At 69.6% G+C, this 17557-nt stretch carries 21 protein-coding genes and 1 pseudogene; 10 read left to right on the plus strand and 12 right to left on the minus strand.

All coding sequences use genetic code 11. The annotated features are described in order from the left end of the window. The first annotated feature begins 4 nt into the window (after positions 1 to 4). Together ABJK26_RS04825 and ABJK26_RS04830 are read left to right on the plus strand one after the other, a co-directional pair. Positions 5 to 601 (plus strand): hypothetical protein, encoded by a 597-nt coding sequence (locus ABJK26_RS04825; RefSeq protein WP_347241118.1) that lies wholly within the window; start codon positions 5 to 7, stop codon positions 599 to 601. Continuing rightward, positions 598 to 2280 carry a hypothetical protein gene (locus tag ABJK26_RS04830; RefSeq protein ID WP_347241120.1) on the plus strand — a complete coding sequence of 561 codons (1683 nt, stop codon included), beginning with the start codon at positions 598 to 600 and terminating at the stop codon, positions 2278 to 2280. The genes ABJK26_RS04825 and ABJK26_RS04830 overlap by 4 nt, the downstream gene beginning before the upstream one ends. 49 nt (positions 2281 to 2329) lie before the next feature. Here the strand turns inward: ABJK26_RS04830 and fmt are convergent, their stop codons facing one another. From fmt to zapE, 7 genes are read right to left on the minus strand one after another with little or no spacing between them, the layout of a single operon-like run. Continuing rightward, the gene (gene fmt / locus ABJK26_RS04835; RefSeq protein WP_347241121.1) at positions 2330 to 3244 is read right to left on the minus strand and encodes a methionyl-tRNA formyltransferase; all 915 of its coding nucleotides are present in this window, start codon (positions 3242 to 3244) and stop codon (positions 2330 to 2332) included. Continuing rightward, positions 3241 to 3816, minus strand: a complete 576-nt coding sequence (gene def, locus ABJK26_RS04840) for a peptide deformylase (protein WP_347241122.1) — start codon at positions 3814 to 3816, stop codon at positions 3241 to 3243. The genes fmt and def overlap by 4 nt, the downstream gene beginning before the upstream one ends. Before the next feature lie 5 nt (positions 3817 to 3821). Then, the gene (locus tag ABJK26_RS04845) at positions 3822 to 4637 is read right to left on the minus strand and encodes a hypothetical protein (RefSeq protein ID WP_347241123.1); all 816 of its coding nucleotides are present in this window, start codon (positions 4635 to 4637) and stop codon (positions 3822 to 3824) included. Next, entirely contained in the window at positions 4630 to 5343 is a 714-nt protein-coding gene (cdaA, locus tag ABJK26_RS04850; RefSeq protein ID WP_347241124.1) for a diadenylate cyclase CdaA, read from the minus strand. The genes ABJK26_RS04845 and cdaA overlap by 8 nt, the downstream gene beginning before the upstream one ends. A gap of 3 nt (positions 5344 to 5346) precedes the next feature. Next, the gene (locus ABJK26_RS04855) at positions 5347 to 6489 is read right to left on the minus strand and encodes a phosphopentomutase (RefSeq protein WP_347241125.1); all 1143 of its coding nucleotides are present in this window, start codon (positions 6487 to 6489) and stop codon (positions 5347 to 5349) included. After that, on the minus strand, positions 6486 to 6743 hold the full coding sequence (locus ABJK26_RS04860; RefSeq protein ID WP_347241126.1) for a hypothetical protein: 258 nt from the start codon (positions 6741 to 6743) through the stop codon (positions 6486 to 6488). The genes ABJK26_RS04855 and ABJK26_RS04860 overlap by 4 nt, the downstream gene beginning before the upstream one ends. Before the next feature lie 9 nt (positions 6744 to 6752). Next, a complete protein-coding gene (zapE, locus tag ABJK26_RS04865; protein WP_347241127.1) occupies positions 6753 to 7724 on the minus strand; it encodes a cell division protein ZapE in 972 nt (323 codons plus the stop codon). A 52-nt stretch (positions 7725 to 7776) separates the two neighbouring features. On the opposite strand from zapE, the gene ABJK26_RS04870 reads away from it, so the two are divergent. Further along, positions 7777 to 8028 carry a glutaredoxin family protein gene (locus tag ABJK26_RS04870; protein ID WP_347241128.1) on the plus strand — a complete coding sequence of 84 codons (252 nt, stop codon included), beginning with the start codon at positions 7777 to 7779 and terminating at the stop codon, positions 8026 to 8028. Here ABJK26_RS04870 and ABJK26_RS04875 read toward each other — a convergent pair. Next, positions 8010 to 8507, minus strand: a pseudogene (locus ABJK26_RS04875) (DinB family protein). The gene ABJK26_RS04870 and the pseudogene ABJK26_RS04875 overlap by 19 nt on opposite strands. 54 nt (positions 8508 to 8561) lie before the next feature. Between ABJK26_RS04875 and ABJK26_RS04880 the strand changes: the two are divergent. From ABJK26_RS04880 to ABJK26_RS04905, 6 genes are read left to right on the plus strand one after another with little or no spacing between them, the layout of a single operon-like run. Further along, positions 8562 to 8828, plus strand: coding sequence for a type II toxin-antitoxin system prevent-host-death family antitoxin (locus tag ABJK26_RS04880; RefSeq protein ID WP_347241129.1), 267 nt, complete (start codon positions 8562 to 8564; stop codon positions 8826 to 8828). Continuing rightward, positions 8825 to 9250 carry a type II toxin-antitoxin system VapC family toxin gene (locus tag ABJK26_RS04885; protein WP_347241130.1) on the plus strand — a complete coding sequence of 142 codons (426 nt, stop codon included), beginning with the start codon at positions 8825 to 8827 and terminating at the stop codon, positions 9248 to 9250. Before ABJK26_RS04880 ends, ABJK26_RS04885 begins: the two co-directional genes overlap by 4 nt. A gap of 7 nt (positions 9251 to 9257) precedes the next feature. Beyond that, on the plus strand, positions 9258 to 10043 hold the full coding sequence (locus ABJK26_RS04890; RefSeq protein ID WP_347241132.1) for an enoyl-ACP reductase: 786 nt from the start codon (positions 9258 to 9260) through the stop codon (positions 10041 to 10043). A 35-nt stretch (positions 10044 to 10078) separates the two neighbouring features. Next, positions 10079 to 11296 (plus strand): flavodoxin-dependent (E)-4-hydroxy-3-methylbut-2-enyl-diphosphate synthase, encoded by a 1218-nt coding sequence (gene ispG / locus ABJK26_RS04895; RefSeq protein WP_347241133.1) that lies wholly within the window; start codon positions 10079 to 10081, stop codon positions 11294 to 11296. Continuing rightward, complete coding sequence (gene tgt / locus ABJK26_RS04900; RefSeq protein ID WP_347241134.1) at positions 11296 to 12453, plus strand: tRNA guanosine(34) transglycosylase Tgt; 1158 nt, start codon at positions 11296 to 11298, stop codon at positions 12451 to 12453. Before ispG ends, tgt begins: the two co-directional genes overlap by 1 nt. Before the next feature lie 12 nt (positions 12454 to 12465). Then, positions 12466 to 13701 carry a solute carrier family 23 protein gene (locus ABJK26_RS04905; RefSeq protein ID WP_347241135.1) on the plus strand — a complete coding sequence of 412 codons (1236 nt, stop codon included), beginning with the start codon at positions 12466 to 12468 and terminating at the stop codon, positions 13699 to 13701. A gap of 27 nt (positions 13702 to 13728) precedes the next feature. Here ABJK26_RS04905 and ABJK26_RS04910 read toward each other — a convergent pair whose 3' ends face one another. From ABJK26_RS04910 to rpmB, 3 genes are read right to left on the minus strand one after another with little or no spacing between them, the layout of a single operon-like run. After that, on the minus strand, positions 13729 to 14826 hold the full coding sequence (locus tag ABJK26_RS04910; RefSeq protein WP_347241136.1) for an AI-2E family transporter: 1098 nt from the start codon (positions 14824 to 14826) through the stop codon (positions 13729 to 13731). Positions 14827 to 14830: 4 nt separating this feature from the next. Continuing rightward, a complete protein-coding gene (locus tag ABJK26_RS04915; RefSeq protein WP_347241137.1) occupies positions 14831 to 15526 on the minus strand; it encodes a M23 family metallopeptidase in 696 nt (231 codons plus the stop codon). A 23-nt stretch (positions 15527 to 15549) separates the two neighbouring features. Further along, a complete protein-coding gene (rpmB, locus tag ABJK26_RS04920; protein ID WP_347241138.1) occupies positions 15550 to 15846 on the minus strand; it encodes a 50S ribosomal protein L28 in 297 nt (98 codons plus the stop codon). A 62-nt stretch (positions 15847 to 15908) separates the two neighbouring features. On the opposite strand from rpmB, the gene lspA reads away from it, so the two are divergent. Next, on the plus strand, positions 15909 to 16358 hold the full coding sequence (lspA, locus tag ABJK26_RS04925; RefSeq protein ID WP_347241140.1) for a signal peptidase II: 450 nt from the start codon (positions 15909 to 15911) through the stop codon (positions 16356 to 16358). Here lspA and aspC read toward each other — a convergent pair. After that, the gene (gene aspC / locus ABJK26_RS04930) at positions 16352 to 17506 is read right to left on the minus strand and encodes an aspartate/prephenate aminotransferase (protein ID WP_347241141.1); all 1155 of its coding nucleotides are present in this window, start codon (positions 17504 to 17506) and stop codon (positions 16352 to 16354) included. The two genes, lspA and aspC, sit on opposite strands and share 7 nt — an antisense overlap. Between the last annotated feature and the right edge of the window lie 51 nt (positions 17507 to 17557).

The raw sequence follows: 17557 nt of genomic DNA on the forward strand, positions 1-17557 counted from the left end.
GGCCATGGAAGAAAGCCTTTTGCAAGTCCTAAGCCAGTACGTTTCCCATCGGGCCGCGGAAAACCTTTTGCACAAGGCCCTGGCCCAAGGTAGACCCGCCCACCCCGGGGAGTGGGCCAGGCTCGCCGAGGAAGTGGTCTGGCCCGAGCTCAAGCGGCTTCTGCCCTTCCAGGAGATGCCCCCGGAGCTCAAGGCCTGGGTGCGGGGGCTCAAGGCCCTGGCTCCCCCCGAGCCGGAGGCCGAGGAGGAAGAGGAAGGGGAGGCCACCCTTTTGGAGGCCGTGGACCTCGAGGACCCCGCCTCCCGGGCCCACCTGGCCCAGCGCCTGGCCCGCCTCGAGGGGGTGGTCGGGGTGGTGGTGGCCGGGGAAAGCGGCAGGGAGGAACTCTTCGCGGGGGAGCCCGTCTCCTTGGACCCAGTCCACCTCCTCCTGAGGCGGCAGGGGTACCGCACCTTCTATGCGGTCCTCGGGGAAGGCCTGGTGGCCCTGCGCGCCCTAGGCCAGGGGTATGTGGGGGTCGCTGCGCGCAAGGAGACCAACGTGGGCCGCCTCCTGCACGGGCTCAGGCGGCTTGCGAACGCGACGGAGGTGGAAGGATGAAGAGGTGGCTTTTCCTGGCGGCGCTTTTCGGCTTAGCCCTGGCCGCACCCCTACCCCAGGTGTACGACCGCCTGGAGCGGGCGCTGGCCCAGGTGCGCCTGGACAACCCCACCCAGGCCCTGGCGGCCTTGGACCAGGCCCAAGGCCTTCTGCGCCAGGAGGCGGAAGGCCTGCCCCCGGTTCTCCGCGACGCGGCGCTAAGCAATCTCCAGGAGGCCCGCCAGGCGGTGCTTCGCAAAAGCGCGGCGGACCTCGAGGCCCGCTTCATCCTGGTCCGCCATCTCTTGGCCAAAGGGCTCTATGACGGCTACTTCCAGGCCCCTCCCCCGGAAAAGGCCGCCTACCTCGCCCGCCTGGTTCGGGCCACGGGGCTCGGCCAAGAGGTGGTGCAGGAGGTGGCGGGGCTTCCTCCTGAGGAAACCAGGCGGCGCCTCGAGGGGCGCTTCCTTCAGCTCCTCGCCCAAGACCTCAGCCAGGCCCTCTCCGCCACCTCGCGCCCCCAGGCCTACCTGGCCCTGGCCCGGGGCTACGCCCGCTACCTGGTGGTCCAGGACAGCCCGGAGAGCACCCTAAGGGCCCAGGACTTTGTCCAGGCCCTGGCCAAGGTCTCGGGGGGAGAGGCCTTCCGGGACGAAGTCCAGGAGTTGCAGAAGAAGGTGGCCGCCTGGCGAAAGGCCCTGGCGGGGCAGGGGGAAACCATGCCCCCCGCCACCGCCGCCCCCGCCCCAAGCCGCCCCTCCCCCTCCCCGCCTCCCCCCCCTGCCACCCCCATCCCAAAGCCCCCCGTGGCCTCCCCGGCCAGCCCTGGGCCGGGAGAAGCCTCCGTAGAAACCTTTTACGTTCCCCCTTGGATGGACCCCGCCACCGCCCAGGCGGTAAGGATCCTGGCCCACGCCCTGGGATACCAGTACAACTTTGAGCTACTGGAGGCGCTTCAAGAGGTGCAAAACGAGGTGGGTCTGGCGGTGGCCGCTCTGGGCCAGGGGAACGCCAACCGGGGACGGTACCACCTGAAACGGGCCTTTTTGCGGTTCCTCGCCGGGGTAGAGCCCGTCTTTTCCCATGTGGACCCTGCCCTGACGGAAAGGATATCCCGGGGGCTTGCCCACCTCTCCACGGCCACGGGGTTGCGCACCCTGGACGCCCTGACCCTCTACGAGGCCCTGGAGGAACTCCGCCAGCGCTTCAGCCAGGGCCCCCGGGCCAACCCCTGGCTGGACCTCAAACTGGCCCTGGTCCAGACGGCAGGCATCCCCCGGGCGGTCTTTTTCCTCCTGGCCGCGGCCTTGGCCTTCTTTCCCCTCTACCTCATCCGCCTCACCTTTGGCGGGCGCAACGTCTACTGGAACCTTCTGGGCCTGGCCTTTCTTTTCCTTTTTCTGCCGATCCTTGCGGAAGGGCTTTCCTACTTTGGCTCCCTCATGGCCGACTACGGCAACCTCCCCCTCCTCGCGGCCCTGAGCAACCTGTCCATCGGGCAGGGGCTCGTGCCTTACCTGGCCTGGGGCCTCACCGTCTTCCTGGTGGTGGCCCTGGCGGGGGCGGGGCTTAGGGGCATCGCCGCCCAGTTCGGCCTCCTGAAGGAGCGGGGAGCCGAGGTGACCGCCACGGGGACGGAAGCAAGGCCCGCCACCACCCTCACCAGGGAGACCATCGTGGAGTGGGACGAGGAGTTCTAAGTGCCCCGCCGCGGCGGGGGCCCCGGTAACCTTGGCCGGGATGCGGGGGCTACTCCAGGCGGGTCCCCGGCCCCACCCCGTGCCCCCGGGCCCAGTCCGCGGCGGGCATGGGGCGCTTGCCCTCGGGCTGGACCTCGAGGAGGCGGATGAGCCCCTCCCCCGTGCCCACCAGGACCCCCTCCCGGTCCACCGCCTGCACCACCCCAGGGATCCCCTCTCCGGGCTCAGGGCGCATCCTCAAGACCTTCACCCTCTTGCCCCCGTGGAAGAAGAAGCTCCCGGGCCAGGGCTGCACCCCCCGGTGGCGGTTGAAGATGGCCTCGGCGCTTTCCCCGAAGCGCACCCTTCCCTCCTCCTTGGTGAGGAGGGGAGCGTAGCTGGCCTCCCCTTCCTGGGGGACGGGGACGAGGTGGGGAAGCCCCTCCAGCACCTCTAGGAGGAGTTCTATCCCCTTGTCCCGGAGCCTCTCGGCGAGGGCCACCGCGTCCTCCTCGGGGAGGATCTCCGTGCGCCAGACGGCGTAAAGCGGCCCGGTGTCCAAGCCCTCCTCCGTCTTCATGATGGAAACCCCCGTCTCCCGCTCCCCGCGGATGAGGGCCCACTGCACGGGAGCGGGCCCCCGGTACTTGGGAAGGAGGGAGGGGTGGAGGTTGAGGAAACCATAGGGGGGCACCTCCAGGGCCTCCTTGGGCAGGACCTTGCCGTAGGCGGCGGTGACGGCCACCTGCGGGGCCGCCTCCTTAAAGGCCTCCAGGAACTCCCGGTTGCCCTTAAGCCTCTCCGGCTTGAGCACGGGAAGGCCCTGGACCTCGGCGTAGCGGGCCACGGGGCTCGGGGTGGGCTTCAGGCCCCTTCCTTGGGGCTTGTCGGGCTGGGTCACCACGAGGACCACCGGGTGGCGGCGGTTCAAGGCCTCCAGGACCGGAACCGCCCAGGAGGGCGTGCCGAAGAAGGCCACCCTCATCCCCGGGAAAGCTCCTTGAGGAAAGCCCGGGCCTCCTTCTGGAAGCGGGCGAGCTCGGCGCGGTTCTCCTCCAGGAAGGCCTCCCGCTTGGGCTTGGGCAGGCGCTCAAAGAAGAGGATCCCGTCCAGGTGGTCTATCTCGTGCTGGAAGACCCGGGCCAGGTAGCCCTCGAGCTCCAGGGTTCTCGGGGCGCCCTCCTCGTCCTGGTAGCTCACCCGGATGCGCTCGGCCCGGGGCACCTCCTCGGAGTAGAGGCCGGGCAAGGAAAGGCACCCCTCGGTGCCCTCCAAAAGGCCCTCCCGGTGGGTGATGACGGGGTTCGCCACCACAAACACCCGGCGCACCAGGTCGCGGAGGGGCCTTTCCTCCCCTTCGGGCTCGTCGGCGTACTCCACGGCCACGAAAAGCCTCTGGGAAAGCCCGATCTGGGGGGCGGCGAGCCCCACCCCCCTGGCCTCAAACATGGTTTCCAGCATGTCCTCGGCGAGCCTTTTCAGCCCGGAAAAGTCCTGCACCGGGCGGGCCTTTCTGCGTAGCACCGGGTCCCCGTAAAGGCGGATGGGGTAGATCATCCCACCTATTGTAGCCCAAGGCGCACCCTTCCCCAAACCTGGCCCAGGGGGCGCACCCCCGGGGGGAGGTCCAGAACCCAGGGGCCCGCCACCTCCCCTGGGCGGAAGCCCCCCTGGGGCCTGGCCTCCACCGCCTCCAGGCCCTCCAGGGCCTTCTTGGGCCCTACCACCTCCAGGGCCTTAGGGGTGTACTCCAGGACCTTGAGGCCCGGAGGAGGCTTCAGCACCAGGGCCACCTCCTTGCGGAAAAGGGCCTCCTCCCGGGCCACCACCTTCACCCTCGAGGGGGAGACCTCCACCCCAGGAAGGGGGCCTTCGGGCCCGAAGGCGGTGAGGGCCACCTCCCCCGTGCCCAGGTCTATCCCCAAGGCGCTCACCGCCACCTCTACCTGGCTCCTCGGGCCCTTGGCCTCCACCCGGTCGGGCTCGGTGCGCACCCAAGCCCCCTGGGCGTAGACCTCCACGGGCAGGGTGCGGGTAAGGAGGGCTTCTACCCTCCCCTCCACCCGGGCCGGGCGCACCTCCAGCACCTTCACCCCCTGGGGCACGGTCACCTGCACCTCCCGGGCAAAGGGCCCTTCCACCCCGGAAAGGTCCAGGTAGGCGGAAACGGGCAGGTTCCGGCCCTCCACCAAGGGGGCGGGCCCCCGGACCCTAAGGAAGACCTCCTTGGGCACCCCCTCCGCCACCCCGTGCCCCAGGCCCACCACCTGCAGGGGAGCGCTCAAGGCCCGCTCCACCACGGGGGCCCTTTCCCTTAGGGAGTACCAGACGGCTAAGGCCAAAAGCAGGGAAAGGAGCCAGGCGGGCCAGTCACGCATGGGCCACCCCCTTGAGCCTTTCCCGCAGGGCCTCGAGGGAAAGGGGCGGGGAGAGCCTCCCCCCCTCGGCCACCCGGATGGCCCCCGTCTCCTCACTCACCACGATGACCAGGGCGTCGGACACCTCGGAAAGCCCCAGGGCCGCCCGGTGGCGGGTGCCGAGGCCCACCTGCGCCTCGGAAAGGGGAAAAACGCAGCCCGCGGCGAAAAGCCGCCCTCCCCGCAGGATGGCCCCGCCGTCGTGGAGGGGGGTGCCGGGGTAGAAGAGGGTCACCAGGAGCCGGGCGGAAAGCCGGGCCTCCAGCACCTCCCCGGTGGCGGCGTACTCCCCCAAGGGGGTTCGCCGCTCTAGGGCGATGAGGGCCCCGTAGCGCCGCTCGGCGAGGCAGGAAAGGCCCAAAAGGAGTTCCTCCAGGGCCAAGGAAGGCGCCCTGGGGCCCTGGGCCCGGCCCAGGCGCTCAAGAAACCCCCTGAGCTCTGGCTGGAAGACCACGATGAGGGCGAAGGCCCCCAAGGTGGCGGCGTTGCCGAGAAGCCAGGCTAGGGTGGAAAGGCCCAACACGCTCGCCAGGAACCAGACCAGGAGGTAGACCAAAACCCCCCGCACCAGGTTCAGGGCCCGGGTGCCGGCGACGAGGCGGTAGAGGTAGTAGAAGAGGACCGCCACCAGGAGGATGTCCAAAAGGTCGCGCCAGGTGAAGGGCATGGCCTAGAAGAGGCTCGTTCCGGGGCCCTTCCAGGAAAGGCCAAAAAGCTTCGCCCAGGTGGCCCCGAGGTCGGCGAAGCTCTCCCGGGTGCCCAACTCCCCCTCCACCCCCGGCCCTACCCAGAGGAGCATCCCGTACTCCCGGGTGTGGTCGGTGCCGAAGAAGGTGGGGTCGTTGCCGTGGTCGGAGACCAGGAAGAGGTGGTCTTCAGGAGCGAGAGCAGAAAGGAGACGGGGCAGGAAGGCGTCCACCTCCGCCAAGGCCCTCCCGTACCCCTCGGGGTCGCGGCGGTGGCCGTACTTGGAGTCAAAGTCCACCAGGTTGGTGAAGACGAGGCCGGAGAAGGGCTCCCCCATGAGGGCCAGGGTCTTCTCCAGGCCGTCTCGGTTGTCCTTGGTCCTCTCCGCCCGGGTGAAGCCCCGACCTGCGTAGATGTCGGGGATCTTCCCCACCCCCACCACCTCGAGGCCCCCCTCCTTGAGGACGTCCAGGACGTTTCTCGGGGGCTCCAGGGCGAAGTCCTTCCTAAGGTGCTCCAGCCGGTAGAACCTTCCCGGCTCCCCGGCGAAGGGCCGGGCGATGACCCGGGCCACCTGGTGCTCGCCGAGGAGCATCTCCCGGGCCACCCGGCAGAAGCGGTAGAGCTCCTCCACGGGCACCACGTCTACGTGGGCCGCCACCTGGAAGACGCTGTCGGCGGAGGTGTAGACGATGGGGAAACCCGTCCTAAGGTGCTCCTCCCCGTAGTCCCGGATGGCCTCGGTGCCGGAGTAGGGCCGGTTCAGAAGCCACCCCCCCACTCCGATGGCCTCGGCCCAGGCCCTGAGAAGCTCTTCCGGGAAGCCCTCGGGGTAGGTGCGGAAAGGCTTTTCCAGGAGGATCCCCACGAACTCCCAGTGCCCGGTGGTGGTGTCCTTGCCGGGGTTCACCTCCTTCATGCGGCCGAAGGCCCCCTGGGGCCTTACGCGGGGCAGGGTGTGGACCCCCTGCACCCAGCCGAGGCCCAGGGCGGCCAGGTGGGGCAGGGCCACCCCGGTCTTGAGCACGGTGTGGTCCAGGGTGTCCGCCCCCTCGTCGCCGAAGAGGGGAGCGTCGGGCAGGTAGCCGAGGCCCACCGAGTCCAAGACGACGGCCACCGCCTTCAAGACCTGAGTCCTCCCTCTTCCTCTTCCTCCTCCTCGGCCAGGGCCTCGAGCTCCTCCGGGGTCATCTCCGAGAGGGCCCGCACCGCCTGGAACTCCTCCACCAGGCCCTGGATCTCCTCCATGGCCTCCTTGAGGGTGAGCTCCCCTTCCTTGTACTCGTCCAGGACCTCCTCTATGGCCTCCAGAATCCCCACCGCGGCGCTCGCCTGGGAGAGGGACTGGGCCAGCTCGGAAAGCCTTTCCGCCAGGTCCATGCCCCCATGCTACCCCAAAAGCTCGGCGAGCCGGGAAAGGGCCCGGCCGTACTTCTTGGCGAAGGCCCCGTGGCGGTAGCTCTCCGGGAAAAGGCGCTCCAAGGGCTCCCCCGAGGCCACCAGGGGAAGGCCGAGGTTATAGAGCTGGTCCACGAAGTGGACGAAGCGCAGGGCGTCGTTCTGGTCGGGGATGGGCTCCAGCCCCATGAGGTAGACCGCCTCGAGGCCCTGGAAGAGGTAGCGGTAGCGGATGGGGTGGAGCCCTCTCAGGTGGGCGAGGAGCTCGGGAAAGGCGTCCAGGCTCTTTTTCCTCGGGTCCTGGCGGTGGGCCTCGAGGAGGGCCCGGTCCGTGAGGGGCCGGGGGAGGCGGCCCGGGTCGCGGCGGCGGAAGTCCTCCCCCTCAATGCGCTCCACGGCGAAGCGGCGGGCCAGGCTTTGGATCTGGTGCCGGAACTGCTCGGCGTTGAACCGCCCCTCGCCTAGGGCCCCGGGCGGGGTGTTGGAGGTGGTGGCGACCCGGAGGCCCCGTTCCATGGTGAGGGCGAGGAAGCGGGTGGCCATCTGGGCGTTCCCCGGGTCGTCCAGCTCAAACTCGTCCAGGAAGAGGTAGCGAAGCCCCGCAAAGCGCCTCACCCCCTCCTCGAGCCCCATGAGGCCCAGGGCGTAGGTGAGCTCCTCAAAGGTGAGGAAGGCCTTGGGGCCTGGGGCCTCGAGGTAGGCGGCCACCAGGAGGTGGGTCTTCCCCACCCCGAAGCCCCCGTCCAGGTAGATCCCCTGGGGCCCGGGCATCCGGGGGCGGAGGAGGCCCCGGGGGCGGTCCCTGACCCAACTTCGCAGGCGCTCCTTGGCCAGGGCCTGGGAGGGGTAGCGGGGGTCCGGGCGGTAGGCCTGAAAGGTGGCCCCGAGGAAGCGGGGAGGGGGAGCGAAGCCCTGAAGGAGCCTCTCCAGGTCCACCTCGGGGTGGCGGTCGGCGAGGCGCATACCCTAGGGATTGTATGGGCTTCGGGCCCAGGTTTTGCTACCCTATAGGGGTATGGTGCGGGTCTACGGCGTCCCCGGTTGCGGCCCCTGCGAGATCGTGAAGATGTTCCTGGCGCAGAAGGGCATCCCCTTTGAGTTCGTGAACGCCCGGGAAGACGAGGAGGCCCTGAAGAAGGTCAGCGCCCTGGCGGGAAGCCCCACCGCCGGGGTGGTCCTGGAGTGGGAAGGGGGCGTGGAGGCGATCCGGGGGGTTTCCCCGGCGCGCCTCCACGCCTGGCTCGCCCGCTACCGCAAGGAGGCCTGAAGGCCTCTTAGGTGGTGGGCCTCGTGGTAGGCGGCGGCCCTGAGCCAGCCCAAGGGGTTCAGCTCCCCGAAGAAGGGGTGGGGGAAGGTGGCGGGGTTCCCCGGGTCCGCCTCCTCCAGGAGGAAGGCGCGGGCCCTTTCCGGGAGAGCCAGGACCTCCTCCAGGGAAAGCCCCCCCTTGGGCCTAACCCCTTCCGGGGCCTGGGGCTCGCCGTCTTTAAACTCCCCGGGCTTCACGGGAACCGGGGGCAGGCTCTCCCCGGCCGCCACCCGGCGGAGGCGCCTTAAGACCCGGGCGGTGGAGTCCTCCACCAAGGCGATGTGCTCCGCCCCCATGAGGGGGGTCCAGGCCCCTTCCCCCAAAGGGGTGGAAAGCCAAGCGGAATCCGCCTCCCGAAGCAGGGCGAGGAGGGCTTTGCGGCTCGCCTAAAGCCGCCTCAGGGCCTCTTCCCAGGTGCCGTAGTCCTCCAGCCGGACCATGCCTTAGCGTAAGGCAAACCTAAAGGGTCACAGCTCTCTGACTATAATAGACACGTGCGAACGGTCTCCGTGAGCGAGGCCAAGAGCCGTCTCTCCGAGCTTCTCCGCCAGGTCCAGGCGGGGGAGGAGGTCCTCATCCTGGACCGAGGGATGCCCGTGGCCCGCCTGAGCCCGGCCCTGGGCCCTGGGGGGCTTCTTCGGCTTGAGCGCCAGGGCCTCCTCCGCCGGGGAAAGGGAAACCCCCACCTGGAAGACCTTCCCCTTCCCATTCCTAAGGAAAGCGTCCTCCGTGCCCTCCTGGAAGAACGGGAGGAGGGATGAGGTTCTGGGACACCTCGGCCCTCGTACCCCTCTTGGTGCGGGAAGCGGCCACGCCCTGGGTGGAAGGCCTCCTCGCCGAGGACGGGGAGATGGTGGTGGCCTGGGTCGCCGAGGTGGAGGCGGCCTCGGCCCTGGCCCGGAGGAGGCGGGAGGGGGCCCTCGAGGACGAGGCCTTCGCCTTGGCCTTGAAGCGGCTTCGCAGGCTCAAGGCCGCCTGGCACGAGGTTCTTCCCGGGGAAAAGGTGCGCCGGGAAGCCCTCCGCCTCCTCCAGGCCCATCCCTTGAGAACCCTAGACGCCCTTCAGCTCGCCTCCCTCTTGGTGGCGGCGGAGGGGGACCCGGAAGCCCTCCCCCTGGTGACCCTGGACGCGCGGCTTGCCCTGGAGGGGGTTTCCGTGATGGCCCCCGCGCCTTCGGTATAATCCCCCCATGCTCACCGTGGACCTTTCGGGCAAGAAGGCCTTGGTCATGGGGGTCACCAACCAAAGGAGCCTGGGCTACGCCATCGCGGCCAGGCTCAAGGAGGCGGGGGCGGAGGTGGCCTTAAGCTACCAGGCGGAAAGGCTCCGCCCCGAGGCGGAAAAGCTCGCCGAGGCCTTAGGGGGGGGCCTCCTCTTCCAGGCGGACGTGACCCAGGACGAGGAGCTTGACGCCCTCTTCGCCGGGGTGAAGGAGGCCTTTGGGGGACTGGACTACCTGGTCCACGCCATCGCCTTCGCCCCCAGAGAGGCCATGGAGGGGCGGTATATAGACACCCGGCGCCAGGACTGGCTTTTGGCCCTCGAGGTCTCCGCCTACTCCCTGGTGGCCGTGGCCCAAAGGGCCGAGCCCCTCCTCCGGGAGGGCGGAGGGATCGTCACCCTCACCTACTACGCCAGCGAGAAGGTGGTGCCCAAGTACAACGTCATGGCCATCGCCAAGGCGGCCCTGGAGGCCAGCGTCCGCTACCTGGCCTTTGAGCTCGGGCCCAAGGGCGTGCGGGTGAACGCCATCTCCGCGGGGCCGGTGCGCACCGTGGCGGCGCGGAGCATCCCCGGCTTCACCAAGATGTACGACCGGGTGGCCGAGACCGCCCCCCTCAAGCGCAACGTGACCCAGGAGGAGGTGGGCAACCTGGGCCTCTTCCTCCTCTCCCCCCTCGCAAGCGGCATCACCGGGGAGGTGGTCTACGTGGACGCCGGGTACCACATCATGGGGATGGAGCTGGAAGGGTAGGCCGCTCCCCTTTTCCCCACCCGGCCTCGGCTAGCATGGAGGGGATGAGGCGACCTACCCCCACGGTCTGGGTGGGCCGCGTCCCCCTAGGGGGCGGCCACCCCATCGCCGTGCAGTCCATGACCAACACCCCCACCCGGGACGTGGAGGCCACCGCCGCCCAGGTCCTGGAGCTCTACCGGGCGGGAAGCGAGATCGTCCGCATCACCGTGAACGACGAGGAGGCGGCGAGGGCCGTGCCGGAGATCAAGAGGAGGCTCCTAGATGAGGGGGCGGAGGTGCCCCTGGTGGGGGACTTCCACTTCAACGGCCACCTCCTCCTCCGCAAGCACCCCGGGATGGCCGAGGCCCTGGACAAGTTCCGCATCAACCCGGGCACCCTGGGCCGGGGGCGGCACAAGGACGAGCACTTCGCCGAGATGATCCGCATCGCCATGGACCTGGGGAAGCCCGTGAGGATCGGGGCGAACTGGGGGAGCCTGGACCCCGCCCTCCTCACCGAGCTCATGGACCAAAATGCCCAGCGCCCTGAGCCCAAAAGCGCCCACGAGGTGGTCCTCGAGGCCCTGGTGGAAAGCGCCGTCCGCTCCTACGAGGCCGCCTTGGAGATGGGCCTTGGGCCGGACAAGATCGTCCTCTCGGCCAAGGTGTCCAAGCCTAAGGACCTGGTGTGGGTCTACCGGGAACTCGCCCGTCGTACCCAAGCCCCCCTCCACCTCGGCCTCACCGAGGCGGGGATGGGGGTGAAGGGGATCGTGGCCTCGGCCGCGGCCCTCGCCCCCCTCCTCCTGGAGGGGATCGGGGACACCCTCCGGGTCTCCCTCACCCCGGCCCCGGGGGAGCCCCGCACCAAGGAGGTGGAGGTAGCCCAGGAGGTCCTCCAGGCCCTGGGGCTTCGCGCCTTCGCCCCCGAGGTGACGAGCTGCCCGGGGTGCGGCCGCACCACCAGCACCTTCTTCCAGGAGCTCGCCGAGGAGGTGAACCGCCACCTCCGGGCCAGGCTCCCCGAGTGGAGGGCCCGCTACCCCGGGGTGGAGGGGCTCAAGGTGGCGGTGATGGGTTGCGTGGTGAACGGCCCCGGGGAGAGCAAGCACGCCCACATCGGCATCTCCCTCCCGGGGGCGGGGGAGGAGCCCAAGGCCCCGGTTTACGCCGACGGCAAGCTCCTCACCGTCCTCAAGGGGGAAAGGATCGCCGAGGAGTTCCTCGCCCTCGTGGAGGAGTACGTCAAAACCCGCTTCGCCAAGGCCTGATGGACCCCTTCCGCTTCCAGGTGGAGGCCCGCTCAGGCAGGGCCCGGGCGGGAAGGCTTTTCACCCCTCACGGGGCGGTGGAGACCCCCCTCTTCATGCCCGTGGGCACCCAGGGCTCGGTGAAGGGCCTCATGCCCAAGGACCTGAAGGCCATCGGAAGCCAGGTCCTCCTCGCCAACACCTACCACCTCCTCCTAAGGCCCGGCCCCGAAAGGGTGCGGGCCCTCGGGGGACTTCACGGCTTCGCGGGCTGGAAAGGTCCCTGGCTCACGGACTCCGGGGGCTTCCAGGTGATGAGCCTCGGGCACTTGCGCCGCATTGACGAGGAGGGGGTGGTCTTCCAAAGCCACCTGGACGGCCGCCTCGTCAAGCTCACCCCGGAAAGGAGCATCGCCGTGCAGGAGGCCTTGGGGGCCGACCTCATCATGGCCTTGGACGAGTGCCCCCCCTACCCCTCCCCCCCGGAGTACCTGAAGGCCTCCCTGGAGCGCACCCTCCGCTGGCTGGAGCGGAGCCTGAAGGCCAAGACCCGGCCCGACCAGGCCCTCTTCGGCATCGCCCAGGGGGGCACCGACCCCGGGCTCAGGCGGCGTTCCACCCTGGAGACCCTGCGGTTTGACCTCCCGGGCTACGCCATCGGGGGCCTGGCCGTGGGGGAGCCCAAGGAGGCCATGTTCGCCATGGTGGAGCTCTCCACCCGCCTCCTCCCCGAGGACCGCCCCCGCTACCTCATGGGGGTGGGCCACCCCGAGGACCTGGTGGCGGCCATGGGGCTTGGGGTGGACCTCTTTGACTGCGTCTACCCCACCCGCACGGGCCGCTTCGGGAGCGCCCTGGTGCCGGAGGGGCGGCTCAACCTGAAAAACGCCCGCTTCCTGGAAGACCCGAGGCCCCTGGAGGAAGGGTGCGACTGCTACGCCTGCCAGACCTTTAGCCGCGCCTACCTCGCCCACCTGGTGCGGGCCGGGGAGATGCTCGGGGGGATCCTCCTTTCCCTCCACAACCTGCGCCACCTCCACCGCCTAACCGAGGCCGCCCGGCGGGCCATCCGGGAGGGGCGCTACGGGGACTTCGCCTGGGCCTACGCCGAGAGGCGCTTCGGCCGGGAGGTGCCCCCCTGGTTCCGCGAGGCCCTGGCCGCCGGGGGGCACTGGTAGAATGCCCTCGGTATGACGCCAAGGCACCTTATCCTGGGCCTCCAGCACACGGTGGCCATGTTCGGGGCCACGGTTTTGGTTCCCCTCCTCACCGGCCTCAACCCGGCGGTGGCCCTCTTCACCGCCGGGGTGGGCACCCTGGTCTTCCACCTGGTCACGGGGCGGATGGTCCCCGTTTTCCTGGGCTCCAGCTTCGCCTTCATCGCCCCCATCCTGGCGGCCAAGGAGGGGGGCTTCTCTTTGAGCGCCATCGGGGGCGGGATCGCGGCCGCGGGGCTCGTCTACGCCCTCTTCGCCCTCCTCGTCCTCCTCATCGGCTCCGAAAGGGTGCGCCGGGTCTTCCCGCCCGTGGTCACGGGCCCGGTGATCGTGGTCATCGGCCTCACCCTGGCCCCCGTGGCGGTGGAGATGGCGGGCAAGGACTGGCTCCTCGCCGCCTTCACCTTCGCAAGCGCCGTGGTGAGCGCCGTCTTTTTCCGGGGTCTTTTCCAAATGATCCCCGTGCTCCTCGGGGTGGGAGCGGGCTACCTCCTGGCCCTCCTCCTCGGCCGGGTGGACCTCTCCCCCCTGCAGGGGGCCCCCTGGTTTGGGCTTCCCGCCTTCACCCCGGCCTCCCTGGAGTGGGGGGCGGTCCTCCTCATCGCCCCCGTGGCCTTCGTCACGGTGATGGAGCACATCGGGGACATCCTCACCAACGGCCGGGTGGTGGGGAAGGACTTCTTCGCCAAGCCCGGCCTCCACCGCACCCTCCTCGGGGACGGGCTCGCCACGAGCCTCGCTGGCCTATTGGGCGGCCCCGCCAACACCACCTACTCCGAGAACACGGGCGTCCTGGCGGTGACCCGGGTCTACAACCCCTTGGTCCTGCGCATCGCCGCGGTCTTCGCCATCCTGCTCTCCTTCTCCCCCAAGCTCGCCGCCCTCCTCCAGACCCTGCCCCAGGGGGTCTTGGGCGGGATCTCCATGCTCCTCTTCGGGATGATCGCCTCCATCGGCATCCGCACCTTGGCCGAAGCGGAGATTGATTTCACCCATAGCCGCAACCTCATCGTGGTCTCGGCGATCCTGGTCCTGGGCCTGGGCGGGGCGGTGGCCAACCTGGGGGCCATTCAGGTAGCGGGGGCGGAGGTGCCCCTCAAGGTGAGCGGCATGGCTCTGGCCGCTTTGGTGGGGGTGGCGCTGAACCTGCTTCTGCCCAGGCAACTGGAGCCCGAGGCGCTGGCCACGGAGGAGGAGCGGCTTCCCTAGGCCGCTTCGCCTGGTGGGGTTTCTGGCTCAACCTTCCCGGTAAAAGCGGCTCTTTCGGTAGTAGTCCTCCAGGAGCACCTTGAGGAAGGCGGCGGCGGGCACCGCGAGGAGGGCGCCCCAGAGGCCGAAGAGGCTCGCCCCCACCAGGATGGCGGCGATGGCGGTGATGGGGTGGAGCCGGGTGGCCCGGCCCACGATGAGGGGGCCGAAGAGGTTTCCCTCCAGCTGGTTGGCGAGCCAGAGGACGAGGAAGGCCAAGAGGACCTTCACCCACCCCCCCGTGGCCGCGAGGAGCAGGGCGGGCACCCCGGAGACGATCACCCCCACGAAGGGGATGAGGTTGAAGACCCCGGCCAGAAACCCCAGGCTCCCCGCCAGGGGCACCTCCACCAGGGAGAGCCCCACCCCCACCACGAGCCCCACCAGGAAGGCCACCAGGAGCTGGCCCCGCACGTACCCTCCCACGCTCCGGTCCAGCTTGGCGGCAAGCTCCCCCAGGAGGGGCTGGTAGGGCTCGGGGAAGGCCGAAAGGGCCGCCCGGCCCAGGCGGGGCAGGTCGTAGAGGAAGTAGACGGAGAGGGTGAGGGCGGTGAGGAGCTGGAAGAGCCCGCCCACCAAGGAGGCGAAAAAGCCCAGAAGGTTTCCCCCTTGGGCGAGAAGCCCCTGCAACCAGCGGACCAGGGTCTCTAGAAAGCTTTGCAAAAGCCCCTGGAGGTTGCGGGTGGCCTCGGCCAGGACGGGCTCGAGGCCCCGGGGCACGGGCGCGGACCGCACCCGGTCGGGAAGGCCCACGATCCAGGCGAAAAAGGGGTCCAGGAGCCGGGGAAGCTCCTGGGCGATCCGGGAGAGCTCCACCACCGTCTGGGCGGTGAGGAAGGAGGCCAGGCCCAGGAAGACGCCCAAGCCCAGGTAGACCAGCACCACCCCCAGGATGCGGGGAAGGCGCCTCGCCTCAAAAAAGCGCACCAGGGGGTGGGTGAGGTAGGCGAAGGCGAAGGCGGCGAGGAGGACCTGCAGGGCCGGCCAGGCCCGCGCCAGCAGGCGGTAGGCCAGATAGAAGAGGAAGAGGTAAACCAGAACCCGGACGTAGGGGTTCTCCCAGACCCGAAGGAAGGCCTCCCGCATGGGGCTATTCTAGGCCGAAGAAGGCCTTGGCCTGGCGGAGGAGCTCCTCGCCGGTAAGGCCCTGAAAGAGGAAGGGGCTCCGGTCGGGCTCCCCCTCCCAGACCTCAAAGAGAAGCCTGGGCGTCCCACCCTGGAGGCCCGTGCTCCCCACGTAGCCGATGGGGTCCCCGCGGTGGACCTGGCTTCCCACCCTAAGCCCGGGGTAGGGGGCCTGGAGGTGGGCGTAGACCGTGGTGCGGCCGTCGGGGTGGCGGAGGTGGACCTCGAGGCCCCGAAGCCGGTCCATGTCCTCGGGAGAAGCCCCCTCCTTGACCCGTTCCAGGAGGGCCCGGAACTCCTCCGGACCGGGCTCCTCATAGCCCCGGTCCACCTTCACCACCTCGCCGCCAAAGGCCGCCACCACCCCCATCCCCCGCACCACGGGCACGCAGGCGTCCCCGTTCTGGAAGACGAAGCCCGCGCTCACCCCCTTGCGGTAGGGGCGGGGGGCGTTCGGCAGGTTCTCGGGGCGGGAGGGCAGGCAGGCCCCGGGGAAAGGCAGGAGGTAGCCCTGGGGGACCCACCGGGCCTTGGCCCGGCAGACCGCCACCTCCTGGCGCAAGGCCGCCACCTCCCGCCCCCGGGAGGTAAAGGCCAGGGTGGCCACCAGGGCGTAGAGGCCCAGGGCCAAGAGGAGGTAGTGCCCCGGCTTCCACACCACGGGGCCATCCTAGCAGAAGGGGGCTAGAGGAGTTTGAGGAGCTCCTTCTTGATCTCCTTGGCGGAGAGGCCCTCTAGCTTCAGGCCCTTGGCCCGCTCCAAAAGCTCGTAGACCTTGGGGATGTGGCTTGCGGCCACGCGGAAGGTGATCTCCTGCCCGGCAACCCGCACCCGGACCTTCTGGAGGTTGGGGTACTGGCGGCGCTTGGAGATGCCGGTGGTCTTCTTGCCCACGCCCCCTTCCCGCTTGGCCTTACCCCGCCTTTGGATGCTGTTGGCCACGATGGGCCGCTTTCCGCTGATCTCGCACACTCTGGACATGGCTCTCCTCCCCTGCCCGAAGGCAAACCCTAAGGAGTATAGCACAGGGTAGACTCTTGGGGATGCCCACGGTGCTCGTACCCCTCCTCCTCGCCCTGGACCAGACCCTGAAGCTTTGGGCCCTGGAGCACCTCTCCCCCGTTCCCAAGCCCCTCCTCGGCGACCTCCTCTACCTCACCCTGGTGCGGAACACGGGGGCGGGCTTCGGCCTCTTCCAGGGCCAGGCCACCCTCCTCGGCCTCCTCTCCTTCCTGGTGGGGGGCGTTCTCCTCTACCTCCTCGCCTACCGCCGCTATCCCCTGGGCCTTGCCTTGGGCCTCTCCCTGGTGGCGGCGGGAGCCCTGGGGAACGGGGTGGACCGCCTGGGCCGGGGGTGGGTGGTGGACTACCTGGACCTCGGCACCTCCATCCCCTTCATCGCCCACTTCCCCGTCTTCAACCTGGCGGACGTGTGCGTGACCCTGGGGGCGGCCCTCCTCCTCCTCGCCCCAAGGAAAAGGCGCCGCTACTGAGCCAGTACCCGGGCGAAGCGCTCCAGGGCCTTCCTGAGGTTCTCCTCGCTGGTGGCGTAGGAGAGGCGGACGTGGCCGAAGGCGGCGAAGTCCGTGCCCGGCACCACCGCCACCCCCGCCTCAAGAAGCCTCTCCGCCGCCCGCACCTCGTCGGGGGCGATGGGGGAGGTGTCCAGGAGGACGTAGAAGGCTCCGCTCGGGCGCACGGCTTTTAGGCCGAGGGCGGCCAGGCCCTGAAGAAGCAGGTCCCGCCTCCTGCGGTAGGCCTCCCGGGCCATCTCCACGAAGGCGCGGGAGGCCTCCTGGTTGGTGAGGGCCTCGAGGGTGGCCCACTGGGCGATGGTGTCCGGGCTCGTGGTGGACTGGCTGGAGACATCGGCCATGGCCTTGATGACCTCCTTGGGCCCGCAGGCGTAGCCGATGCGCCAGCCCGTCATGGCGAAGGCCTTGGCCGCCCCGTTCACGGTGAGGGTGTGCTCGGGGGCCACTCTTCCCGGGGAGAAGTGCTCCCCCTCGTAGAGGAGGTGCTCGTAGATCTCGTCGGAGACGAGGTAGAAGTCGTGCTCCACCGCAAGCCCCGCCAGGGCCCTTAGGACCTCCTCGGGGTAGACCGCCCCCGTGGGGTTGTTGGGGGAGTTGACCACCAGGGCCTTGGTGCGGGGGGTGATGGCCCGCCGGACCCTTTCGGGGTCGGGAATAAAGCCCTCCTCGGGGAGGGTTTTCACCTCCACCGGCACCCCCCCGGCGAAGCGCACCATCTCCGGGTAGCTCACCCAGTAGGGGGAAAGGACGATGACCTCGTCCCCCGGGTCCAGGATGGCCTGGAAGAGGTTGAAGAGGGCCTGCTTCCCCCCTACGGTGACGATGGTCTCCTCGGGGGTGACCTCCAGGCCGTTTTCCCGGCGGAACTTCTCCGCCAGGGCCTCCCGGAGCTCCGGGATCCCGGCAGGGGGAGCGTACTTGGTCTTGCCCTGGGCCAGGGCCCGTCTCGCCGCCTCCTTCACGTGCTCGGGGGTGTCAAAGTCGGGCTCGCCGGCGGTGAGGGCCACCAGGTCCACGCCCCTTCGCCTAAGCTCCAGGGCCTTGGCGTTCACCGCCACCGTGGCCGAGGGCTTCATGGCCTGGACCTTCTGGGAAAGGCCGCGCATGGCCTAAGTATACGCGGGTAGAATGGGCCTGTGACGGAAGGCGAGGTCCTA

The organism is Thermus sp., assembly GCF_039793865.1.
In the GTDB taxonomy this organism is placed as follows: Bacteria; Deinococcota; Deinococci; order Deinococcales; family Thermaceae; genus Thermus.